Origin of the sequence: Pseudomonas sp. SJZ074 (genome assembly GCF_007828215.1) — a bacterium.
Lineage (GTDB): Bacteria > Pseudomonadota > Gammaproteobacteria > Pseudomonadales > Pseudomonadaceae > Aquipseudomonas.
Genome location: NZ_VIUE01000019.1, coordinates 37809 through 47672, shown reverse-complemented (window position 1 = coordinate 47672; position 9864 = coordinate 37809). Strand labels below are relative to the sequence as shown.

11 protein-coding genes are annotated in these 9864 nt (G+C 63.5%); 7 read left to right on the top strand and 4 right to left on the bottom strand.

All coding sequences use genetic code 11. The annotated features are described in order from the left end of the window. Positions 1-59: 59 nt before the first annotated feature. From FBX99_RS19040 to FBX99_RS19025, 4 genes are all read right to left on the bottom strand, one after another. The gene (locus FBX99_RS19040; protein ID WP_144926213.1) at positions 60-2120 is read right to left on the bottom strand and encodes a methyl-accepting chemotaxis protein; all 2061 of its coding nucleotides are present in this window, start codon (positions 2118-2120) and stop codon (positions 60-62) included. A gap of 77 nt (positions 2121-2197) precedes the next feature. Continuing rightward, a complete protein-coding gene (locus FBX99_RS19035) occupies positions 2198-2737 on the bottom strand; it encodes a chemotaxis protein CheW (RefSeq protein ID WP_145132546.1) in 540 nt (179 codons plus the stop codon). A 10-nt stretch (positions 2738-2747) separates the two neighbouring features. After that, positions 2748-3113 (bottom strand): twitching motility response regulator PilH, encoded by a 366-nt coding sequence (gene pilH, locus FBX99_RS19030; protein WP_144926207.1) that lies wholly within the window; start codon positions 3111-3113, stop codon positions 2748-2750. A gap of 47 nt (positions 3114-3160) precedes the next feature. Continuing rightward, positions 3161-3589, bottom strand: a complete 429-nt coding sequence (locus tag FBX99_RS19025) for a PleD family two-component system response regulator (protein WP_145132544.1) — start codon at positions 3587-3589, stop codon at positions 3161-3163. Between the two features lie 224 nt (positions 3590-3813). Between FBX99_RS19025 and gshB the strand changes: the two genes are divergently transcribed. From gshB to FBX99_RS18990, 7 genes are all read left to right on the top strand, one after another. After that, a complete protein-coding gene (gene gshB, locus FBX99_RS19020) occupies positions 3814-4785 on the top strand; it encodes a glutathione synthase (protein WP_144926201.1) in 972 nt (323 codons plus the stop codon). Positions 4786-4879: 94 nt separating this feature from the next. Further along, positions 4880-5776, top strand: coding sequence for an energy transducer TonB (locus FBX99_RS19015; protein ID WP_144926198.1), 897 nt, complete (start codon positions 4880-4882; stop codon positions 5774-5776). A 179-nt stretch (positions 5777-5955) separates the two neighbouring features. After that, complete coding sequence (locus FBX99_RS19010; protein WP_024778884.1) at positions 5956-6525, top strand: YqgE/AlgH family protein; 570 nt, start codon at positions 5956-5958, stop codon at positions 6523-6525. After that, entirely contained in the window at positions 6525-6962 is a 438-nt protein-coding gene (gene ruvX / locus FBX99_RS19005) for a Holliday junction resolvase RuvX (protein WP_041023970.1), read from the top strand. Before FBX99_RS19010 ends, ruvX begins: the two co-directional genes overlap by 1 nt. An 80-nt stretch (positions 6963-7042) precedes the next feature. Beyond that, positions 7043-7549: a bifunctional pyr operon transcriptional regulator/uracil phosphoribosyltransferase PyrR gene (gene pyrR, locus FBX99_RS19000; protein ID WP_047702441.1), complete on the top strand. Its 507-nt coding sequence runs from the start codon at positions 7043-7045 to the stop codon at positions 7547-7549. A gap of 24 nt (positions 7550-7573) precedes the next feature. Then, complete coding sequence (locus FBX99_RS18995; protein ID WP_003177495.1) at positions 7574-8578, top strand: aspartate carbamoyltransferase catalytic subunit; 1005 nt, start codon at positions 7574-7576, stop codon at positions 8576-8578. Beyond that, positions 8575-9846, top strand: a complete 1272-nt coding sequence (locus FBX99_RS18990) for a dihydroorotase (RefSeq protein WP_144926195.1) — start codon at positions 8575-8577, stop codon at positions 9844-9846. Before FBX99_RS18995 ends, FBX99_RS18990 begins: the two co-directional genes overlap by 4 nt. The last annotated feature ends 18 nt before the right edge of the window (positions 9847-9864 follow it).

Sequence of the window (9864 nt, the reverse complement as noted above, 5' to 3'; positions counted from 1 at the left end):
GGCGAGGGGATTTATCCCCTCGCCACAAATAATCCTCATCGCCAGGCAAATCCGGCTGTTCAAGCCTTGTCTTCATCAACAGCAGGCCCCGCCGGCAAGGTAAAACCCGACACCGACCGACGCAACTGGCTGGCCATTTTCGCCAGGTTGCCGATGCTCTCGGCGGTGGCGGTAGAGCCGGACGAGGTCTGCGTGGTGATCTGCTGGATCACGTTCATCGTCAGGGAAATCTGCCCCGCCGAAGTGGTCTGCTGCTGCGCCGCGTTGGAAATGCTCTGGATCAGCGCCGCCAGGGTCTTCGACACGCCCTCGATCTCTTCCAGGGCCACGCCGGCATCCTGGGCCAGCCGGGCGCCGCGCACCACTTCGCTGGTGGTCTGCTCCATGGAGATCACCGCTTCGTTGGTGTCGGCCTGGATCGCCCGCACCAACGTTTCGATCTGCCGGGTCGCGGCCGAAGAGCGCTCCGCCAGTCGCTGCACTTCGTCGGCCACCACCGCGAAGCCGCGCCCGGCATCCCCGGCCATGGACGCCTGGATCGCAGCGTTGAGGGCCAATATGTTGGTCTGGTCGGCAATGTCGTCGATCAGGCTGACGATGTCGCCGATTTCCTGGGATGACTCGCCCAGGCGCTTGATGCGCTTGGCGGTGTCCTGGATCTGCTCGCGAATGTTGTCCATGCCATGAATGGTGTTGTGCACCACCTCGTTGCCCTTGTTGGCAATTTCCACGGAACGCTCGGCCACCGCCGACGACTCGGCGGCGTTGGCCGATACCTGGTCGATGGACTGGGCCATTTCATTGATTGAAGTCGAAGCTTCGCTGATCTGCTGGGCCTGATGCTCCGATGCCTGGGCCAGGTGCATGGCGGTGGCCTGGGTTTCCTGCACCGCAGCGGCGACCTGGCCGGCAGTGAGGTTGATGGTGGCGACCAGGTCGCGCAACTGATCCACCGAATAATTGATCGAGTCGGCGATGGTGCCGGTGAAGTCCTCGGTGACCGAAGCGGTGACGGTCAGGTCGCCGTCGGCCAGATCGGCGATTTCGTCCAGCAGACGCATGATCGCGTTTTGGTTGCGCTCGTTCTTCTCCGCGGTTTCGTGCAGTTGGCGGTTGGTTTCACGCACCATTACCAGACCGATCAGAATGATCGACATCAGCGCCAGCAGCCCCAGCACGTAACCGCCAATGGCGTGGACGGAACGGCCACCGGCCAGGTTCTCCAGTGCCGTGGTCAGGTGCGAGGCTTCGTCCAGCAGGGTCTGCGACAGGTTGAAGATGTTGCCGGCCGATTCGCGGACCTTGAACAGTTCCGGCGAGGTTTCGAGGATTTCGTCCACCGAGCCCGAGACGAACTCGAACAGCTCACTGATTTCGCTCAGGCGTGCCCGGGCATCGCGATCCTGGACCTGGGAGATCTTCAACGCCGGATCGCCCTGCAACATGCCGTTGAGCACCTGGCCGAAACGCGCGGCATCGCGGCCAAAGGTATCGGCGGCCTGGCTGGCGTTCTCATCCCCCGCCAGCACGGTGTTCACCGCACCCAGTATGCGCTCGGCCAACAACGACTGGCGCTGGGCCATGGCCACCTGGGCCGCAGGCGCCCCCCGCTGCAGCAGGATCTCGACGACTTTTTCGTATTCGACCTGCAACTGCGGCACGGTTTCGGCCAGTGTCGCCGCCACCTGATGCAGCGACAGCACGGTCTGCTCGCTGGACAGGATGGCGTCGGTGTTCTTGAGCAGGCGCTCCCAGTCCAGTTGCACGGCGCGCAGCTGCGGCCGCAGGGTCGAAGGCGCCGGCGGCAGGCCGGTCACCGGGTCGCCCTGCTTGAGGTAGCCCCAGCGCTGGGCAAAATCGTTGCGTGCATCGCTCAGCAATTTGAACGCCGCAGCCTTGCCGGCGGCAGCCTCGGTGGCGTTCTTGGCAATGCGCTGGGACAGCACCCGCAACTCACCGGCATGACCGATGTACTGTTTATCGTAGGTGGACTGGGTGTTGAGGTACGCGAAATTGGCGAACAACAACATGATGAAGACAATCAGCGCGACGAACAGCACGATGATCTGCGAACGACTGCGCGACGCTTCCAGTGGCTTGCCTGTGTTTGCTTTGATCATCGATTTTCGCCTGTACTGCCCAAGACCCTGACCCACCGCTGTTACCCCTGAGGGAGCGAGCACGCTCGCTCCCACAGTCAACTTGCCACATCCATGAATCCCGTCGACTGCGTCAGCGCAAAAGGGCTGAACACCTGCCACTGCCGCTCGCCACGAAACCGGCCCTTGACGAAAGCGGCTTCCGGGCAGTCGCGCTCGCCCGCCTGCATCGGCTCCAGGCTGTCCTGGGTGAAATGCTGCAACCCGAGGACTTCATCCACCAGCAACCCGGCGAACACTTCGCCATGATCCACCACCAGCACCCGCCGCTGCTTGCGCGCCGTCGACAGTTCATGACCGAAAAAACCGCACAGGTCCATCAGCGGCAACAGTCGGCCCCGCAGGTTGGCCACGCCACGAACCCACGGCTTGACCCCGGGCAGATGCGTATGGCGCGGCTCGTGCAACACTTCGCTGACCTCATCCATGGGCGCCACGAACCAGCGTTCGCCCAGGCGAAAGCCGATACCGCTCCAGGCGTGCCGGTGGGTCGGTTGGGACGGCAGGTCCGCCGCCAGCGACCGGCAGCGTCGATCGATCTGCAGCAGCAGCTCGAACGCAGTCAGGGATGGGCTCATGGCCGCGCCGTCAACCCGCCAGGACGTTGTTCAGGGTCTTGATCAGGGTTTCTTCGTCGACCGGCTTGGTCAGGTAGTCCTTGGCGCCTTGACGCTTGCCCCAGACCTTGTCGGTTTCCTGGTCCTTGGTGGTGATGATGATGACCGGGATGTGGCCGGTCTCCAGATCCTTGGTCAGTTGGCGTGTGGCCTGGAACCCGTTGAGGCCGGGCATGACGATGTCCATCAGCACCGCGTCGGGCTTTTCCTGGCGGGCCAGGGCCACGCCGTCGGCGCCGTTCTCGGCCTTGAGAACCTGGTGACCGTGTTTTTCCAACATGCCGGTCAGCTTGTACATTTCAGTCGGCGAATCATCGACGATCAGAATTCGTGCCATGGTGTTCCCCATTCTTGTCGACCCCAGGCCCTGCGGCCGGGCGTCATTTAATGTGCCTGGTGCGGCTGGACGGCGGCAAAGCCCGGGACATGAGCTTGTATCGCGCCCAGCAGTTCTTCCTTGCTGAAAGGCTTGGTCAAAAACTGATCGGAACCGACGATACGTCCCTTGGCCTTGTCGAACAGCCCGTCCCGGGACGACAGCAGTATCACTGGCGTGGCCTTGAAGGCGCTGTTGTTCTTGATCAGGGCGCAGGTCTGGTAGCCGTCCAGACGCGGCATCATGATGTCGACAAAGATGATGCCCGGGTGATGGTCGGTGATCTTGGCCAGGGCATCGAAGCCATCGACCGCCGTGATCACCTCGCAACCCACATTGCGCAGCAAGGTTTCGGCGGTACGGCGAATGGTCTTCGAATCGTCGATGACCATGACCTTCAAGACGCTGGGTTGCTGCTGCGTAGGATGCTCTGCCATTGCCACTGCGAACCGGTTTTAAACGCGTAAATGCGACCGACGGCGCAAGCCCTTGATGTTCAAGGCCCGCGCGCCACATGGCAGCCTTTTTAGCACAGTCTCCAGCGCCGGGCTATCGGCCGGACGGCACGGTGGTTTTTCCTTGACCGCGAATCCGCCGGGCGCCACTCTGACGCCACTTTTTCACGCCATTTGTGCCCCATCAGATTTCGAGGAACCAAGCCATGAGCGTACGCGTCGGCATTGTCATGGACCCTATTGCCAGCATTTCCTACAAAAAGGATAGCTCGCTGGCCATGCTGCTGGCCGCTCAAAAGCGCGGCTGGGAATTGTTCTACATGGAACAGCGCGACCTCTACCAGGCCGAAGGCCAGGCCCGGGCGCGCATGAAACCGTTGAAAGTCTTCGCCAACCCGGAAAAATGGTTTGAACTGGGCGACGAGAACGATGCGCTGCTGAGCGACCTGGACGTGATCCTGATGCGCAAGGATCCGCCCTTCGATATGGAATTCGTGTATTCCACCTACCTGCTGGAACAGGCCGAAACCGCTGGCGTGCTGGTGGTCAACAAACCCCAGAGCCTGCGCGACTGCAACGAGAAGCTGTTCGCCACGCTGTTCCCGCAATGCACCCCACCGACCATCGTCAGCCGCCGCCCGGATGTCCTGCGCGAGTTTGCCGATCATCATGGCGACGTGATCCTCAAGCCCCTGGACGGCATGGGCGGTTCTTCGATCTTCCGCCACACCGCCGGCCACCCGAACCTCTCCGTGATCCTGGAAACCCTGACCCTGCACGGCAAGCAGCAGATCATGATCCAGGGCTACCTGCCGGCCATCGTCGATGGCGACAAGCGCATCCTGATGATCGACGGCGAGCCGGTGGACTATTGCCTGGCGCGCATTCCGGCAGCGGGCGAAACCCGCGGCAACCTGGCCGCCGGCGGCCGTGGCGAAGCCCGTCCACTGACCGAGAAGGATCGTTGGATCGCGGCCCAGGTGGGCCCGGCCCTGCGGGAAAAAGGTCTGCTGTTCGTGGGCCTGGATGTGATCGGCGAGCACCTGACGGAAATCAACGTCACCAGCCCGACCTGCATCCGCGAGATCGATAATGCCTTCGGCACCGACATCGGCGGGATGCTGATGGATGCCATAGAGAAGCAGCTGCAAGCTAGAAGCTCCAAACGGCAAGATTAATGCGTACAGCTTGTCGCTTGCAGCTTGCAGCTAAAAACCAACATTGCGCTATCATGCCGGGCCCTGAAAAAAAGCAATGTTGGTTTTTGCTGCCATGACCCTCCCGTCCGATCTGCCCCTAGAGCTCGCCCATCGTGGCGTGCGCCCGGCTGATCGTCTGGGCTTTACCCTGTTCCTGGCGGCGCTGATCCACCTGGCCCTGCTGCTGGGCGTCGGGTTCGCCACGGTCGAGCCCAAGCAGATCAGCCAGACCCTGGAAATCACCCTGGCCACCTTCAAGAGCGAAACCAAGCCGAAGCAGGCGGATTTCCTCGCCCAGGAAAACCAGCAGGGTAGCGGCACCCTGGAAAAGAAGGCGGTTCCCAAGACCACCGAGATCGCGCCGTTCCAGGATAACCAGGTCCAGAAGGCCACCCCTCCTCCGGCCGCCAAGCCCGAGGTCCAGGAAACGGCCCCCAAGGCGGCGGTGACCACTGTGGCACCGAAGCCGAAGAAGGCACCGGTCAAGGAAGAGGTCAAGCCCGACCCCAAGCCCAAGGCTCCGGCGCCGACCTTTGACAGCTCCCAGTTGTCCAGCGACATCGCCAGCCTGGAAGCCGAACTGGCCCAGGAACAGCAGCTCTATGCCAAGCGTCCGCGCATCCACCGCCTGAGCGCCGCTTCGACCATGCGTGACAAGGGCGCCTGGTACAAGGATGAGTGGCGCAAGAAGGTCGAGCGCATCGGCAACCTCAATTACCCCGAAGAAGCGCGGCGCAAGCAGATCTACGGCAACCTGCGGCTGATGGTCTCGATCAACCGTGACGGCTCCCTGTATGAAGTGCTGGTGCTGGAGTCCTCCGGCCAGCCGCTGCTGGACCAGGCGGCCCAACGCATCGTGCGCCTGGCGGCGCCGTTCGCGCCGTTTACCGGGGATTTGTCCGACATCGACCGACTGGAGATCATCCGCACCTGGAAATTCTCCCGGGGAGATCGGTTGTCCAGCAACTGACACCAATTCCTGTGGGAGCGAGCCTGCTCGCGATAGCGGTCTGCCAGTCGACATTTATATTGGATGATCAATAGCTATCGCGAGCAGGCTCGCTCCCACAAGGGTTCTACACCTATCTCGGGTATTTCCTGCACATCCCCAGCTTGTCAGTTCGCCCCTGCGCCGCCACACTATCGCCTATGAAAAACGTCAGCCCCACCTACCTCAAACATCATTTCCTGATCGCCATGCCGCATATGGCCGATCCGAACTTCGCCCACACCTTGACCTACATTGTCGAGCACACGGCCAATGGCGCCATGGGGCTGGTGATCAATCGCCCGCAGGAACTGAACCTGGCGGATATTCTCGAGCAGCTGCGACCTGAGGTGGAGCCGCCGATCCTGTGCCAGCACGTGCCGATTTTCATCGGCGGGCCGGTGCAGACCGACCGTGGCTTCGTCCTCCATCCGTCGGGTCCCAGCTACCAGGCCACCGTGGACCTCAACGGCGTATCGCTGTCGACCTCCCAGGACGTGTTGTTTGCCATCGCTGACGGTGTCGGGCCGGAGAAAAGCCTGATCGCCCTCGGCTACGCTGGTTGGGAAGCCGGGCAGCTGGAGGCCGAGCTGGCCGACAACGCCTGGCTGACCTGCCCGTTCGACGCCGACATCCTGTTCAACACCAGCAGTGAACTGCGCCTGGAAGCGGCGGCCAACCGCCTGGGGATCAACCTCAGCCTGCTCACCAGTCAGGCAGGACACGCCTGATGGCCCTGCGCCTGCTGCTGGGCTTCGACTACGGCACCAAACAGATCGGCGTTGCGGTCGGCCAGGTCGTTACCGGCCAGGCCCGCGAGCTGTGTACCCTCAAGGCGCAGAATGGCGTGCCGGACTGGAACCAGGTCGAAGCGCTGATCAAGGAGTGGAAACCCGACGCCGTGGTGGTCGGCCTGCCGCTGAACATGGACGGTACGCCCAGCGACATGTGCGTGCGCGCTGAAAAATTCGCCCGGCGACTCAATGGTCGCTACAACCTGCCCTTCTATACCCACGACGAACGCCTGACTACGTTCGAAGCCAAGGGCGAGCGCCTCGAGCGTGGCGGGCAGAAAGGCAGTTACCGCGACAACCCGGTGGACGCCATTGCCGCCGCCCTGCTGCTGCAGGGCTGGCTCGATGCCAACAGCGCCCTGTTCGACACCTGATTTTGAAAGCGCCGCCAAGGCGCTTTCTTTTAGCGATAGACCGGGCCTCACCGCCGGCCCGGGAACCTGAAGGAGCCAGCATGAGCCTGCCCAATCCTGCCGACCTGATCAGCCAGATGGCGATCCGTCTCACGGCACACCTGGAACAACGCGGCATCCGCGAACCGCGCTACATCGGTATTCGCACCGGCGGCGTCTGGGTCGCCCAGGCCCTGCTCGAGGAACTCGGCAGCCAAGCACCGCTGGGCACCCTGGACGTGTCCTTCTACCGCGATGACTTCAGCCAGAACGGCCTGCACCCACAAGTACGCCCTTCGGCGTTGCCGTTCGAGATCGAGGGCCAGCACCTGGTCTTGATCGACGACGTGCTGATGAGCGGCCGGACCATCCGCGCCGCCATGAACGAGTTGTTCGATTACGGCCGCCCGGCCAGCGTGACCCTGGTGTGTCTGCTGGACCTGGACGCCGCCGAGCTGCCGATCCGGCCGAACGTGGTCGGCGCGACGCTGGCACTGGCCGCGCACCAGCGGGTCAAACTCTCCGGCCCCGCACCGCTGCAACTCGAACTGCAAGACCTTGCCCTTTAACTGCCCTTGTAAGAGTCCATCGCGATGACGCCTCTCGAAACCAAGCGCCCGCTGCAGCTCAACGATCAGGGCCAGCTGCGGCACTTCCTGTCCCTCGACGGCCTGCGCCGCGAGCTGCTGACGGAAATCCTCGACACCGCCGACTCGTTCCTTGAAGTCGGCGCCCGGGCGGTGAAGAAAGTCCCGTTGCTGCGCGGCAAGACCGTGTGCAACGTGTTCTTCGAAAACTCCACCCGCACCCGCACCACCTTCGAACTGGCGGCCCAGCGGCTGTCGGCGGACGTGATCACCCTCAACGTGTCGACGTCCTCGGCGAGCAAGGGCGAAACCCTGCTGGATACCCTGCGCAACCTCGAAGCCATGGCGGCGGATATGTTCGTCGTGCGCCACGGCGACTCCGGCGCGGCACACTTCATTGCCGAACACGTCTGCCCGCAGGTGGCGATCATCAACGGCGGCGACGGCCGTCACGCCCACCCGACCCAGGGCATGCTGGACATGCTGACCATCCGCCGGCACAAGGGCAGCTTCGAGAACCTTTCGGTGGCGATTGTCGGCGACATCCTGCATTCGCGGGTCGCCCGCTCGAACATGCTCGCCCTCAAGACCCTCGGTTGCCCGGACATCCGCGTGATCGCGCCGAAAACCCTGCTGCCCATCGGCGTCGAGCAATACGGCGTGAAGGTCTACACCGACATGACCGAAGGCCTCAAGGATGTGGACGTGGTGATCATGCTGCGCCTGCAGCGTGAACGCATGACCGGCGGCCTGCTGCCCAGCGAAGGCGAGTTCTACCGCCTGTTCGGCCTCACCACCGCCCGTCTGGCCGGGGCCAAGCCGGATGCCATCGTCATGCACCCGGGGCCGATCAACCGCGGCGTGGAGATCGAGTCGGCGGTGGCCGACGGACCGCACTCGGTGATCCTCAACCAGGTGACCTACGGCATCGCCATCCGCATGGCCGTGCTGTCCATGGCCATGAGCGGGCAAACGGCCCAGCGCCAATTCGACCAGGAGAACGCCCAGTGAAGCTCAGCATTCTCGGCGCACGCGTGATCGATCCAGCCAGCGGCCTGGATCAAGTGACTGACATTCATATCGATGCCTGCAAAATCGTTGCCCTGGGTGCCGCCCCGGCCGGTTTCGTGGCGGTCGAGACCCTCGACGCCCAAGGCCTGGTGGCCGCCCCCGGCCTGGTCGACCTGAACGTCGCCCTGCGCGAGCCCGGCTACAGCCGCAAGGGCAGCATCGTCAGCGAAACCCGGGCCGCCGCCGCCGGTGGCGTGACCAGCCTGTGCTGCCCGCCACAGACCAAACCGGTGCTGGACACCTCGGCCGTGGCCGAACTGATCCTCGACCGCGCCCGCGAAGCCGGCAATACCAAGGTCTTTCCGATTGGTGCGTTAAGCAAAGGCCTCGACGGTGAACAACTGGCGGAGCTGATTGCGTTGCGCGATGCCGGCTGCGTGGCGTTTGGCAACGGTCTGAACAGTTTTCGTAACACCCGCACCCTGTGCCGCGCCTTGGAATACGCAGCCACTTTCGGTCTGACCGTGATATTCAACTCCCAGGATCACGACCTGGCCGAAGGCGGCCTCGCCCATGAAGGTCCGACCGCCAGCTTCCTCGGCCTACCGGGCATACCGGAGACCGCCGAGACCGTGGCCCTGGCCCGTGACCTGTTGCTGGTGGAGCAAAGCGGTGTGCGTGCGCACTTCAGCCAGCTGACCAGTGCCCGCGGCGCGGCGCTGATTGCCCAGGCCCAGGCCCGCGGCTTGCCGGTGACCGCCGATGTGGCGCTGTATCAACTGATCCTGACCGACGAAGCCCTGATCGATTTCAACAGCGTCTACCACGTCCAGCCACCGCTGCGCACCCGCGCCGACCGGGATGGCTTGCGCGAGGCGGTGAAGTCCGGGGTGATCTCGGCCATCTCCAGCCATCATCAACCCCACGAGCGCGATGCCAAACTGGCACCTTTTGGCGCGACCGAACCGGGCATCAGCAGCGTCGAACTGCTGCTGCCGCTGGCAATGACCCTGGTGGAAGACGGCCTGCTCGACCTGCCGACGCTGCTGGCGCGCCTCAGCGCCGGCCCAGCCCAGGCGCTGCAACTGCCGGCCGGTAAACTGGCGGTGGGTGCGGCAGCGGACCTGGTGCTGTTTGACCCGGCAGCCTCCACCGTGGCCGGGGAAGCCTGGCGCTCCAAAGGCGACAACTGCCCGTTCCTGGGCCACAGCTTGCCGAGTGTGGTGCGCTATACCTTGATGGATGGGCGGGTTACTCACCAGGCCTGACACTGCGTTGCGCCCATC

What these genes read in the sequence shown, in the direction of transcription:
- FBX99_RS19010 (WP_024778884.1), top strand. Translation starts at nt 5,956, where the DNA reads ATGAAAAACGTCAGCCCCACCTACCTCAAACATCATTTCCTGATCGCC.
- FBX99_RS18995 (WP_003177495.1), top strand. Translation starts at nt 7,574, where the DNA reads ATGACGCCTCTCGAAACCAAGCGCCCGCTGCAGCTCAACGATCAGGGC.
- FBX99_RS19040 (WP_144926213.1), bottom strand. Translation starts at nt 2,120, where the DNA reads ATGATCAAAGCAAACACAGGCAAGCCACTGGAAGCGTCGCGCAGTCGT.
- pyrR (WP_047702441.1), top strand. Translation starts at nt 7,043, where the DNA reads ATGAGCCTGCCCAATCCTGCCGACCTGATCAGCCAGATGGCGATCCGT.
- FBX99_RS19025 (WP_145132544.1), bottom strand. Translation starts at nt 3,589, where the DNA reads ATGGCAGAGCATCCTACGCAGCAGCAACCCAGCGTCTTGAAGGTCATG.
- FBX99_RS19035 (WP_145132546.1), bottom strand. Translation starts at nt 2,737, where the DNA reads ATGAGCCCATCCCTGACTGCGTTCGAGCTGCTGCTGCAGATCGATCGA.
- ruvX (WP_041023970.1), top strand. Translation starts at nt 6,525, where the DNA reads ATGGCCCTGCGCCTGCTGCTGGGCTTCGACTACGGCACCAAACAGATC.
- gshB (WP_144926201.1), top strand. Translation starts at nt 3,814, where the DNA reads ATGAGCGTACGCGTCGGCATTGTCATGGACCCTATTGCCAGCATTTCC.
- pilH (WP_144926207.1), bottom strand. Translation starts at nt 3,113, where the DNA reads ATGGCACGAATTCTGATCGTCGATGATTCGCCGACTGAAATGTACAAG.
- FBX99_RS19015 (WP_144926198.1), top strand. Translation starts at nt 4,880, where the DNA reads ATGACCCTCCCGTCCGATCTGCCCCTAGAGCTCGCCCATCGTGGCGTG.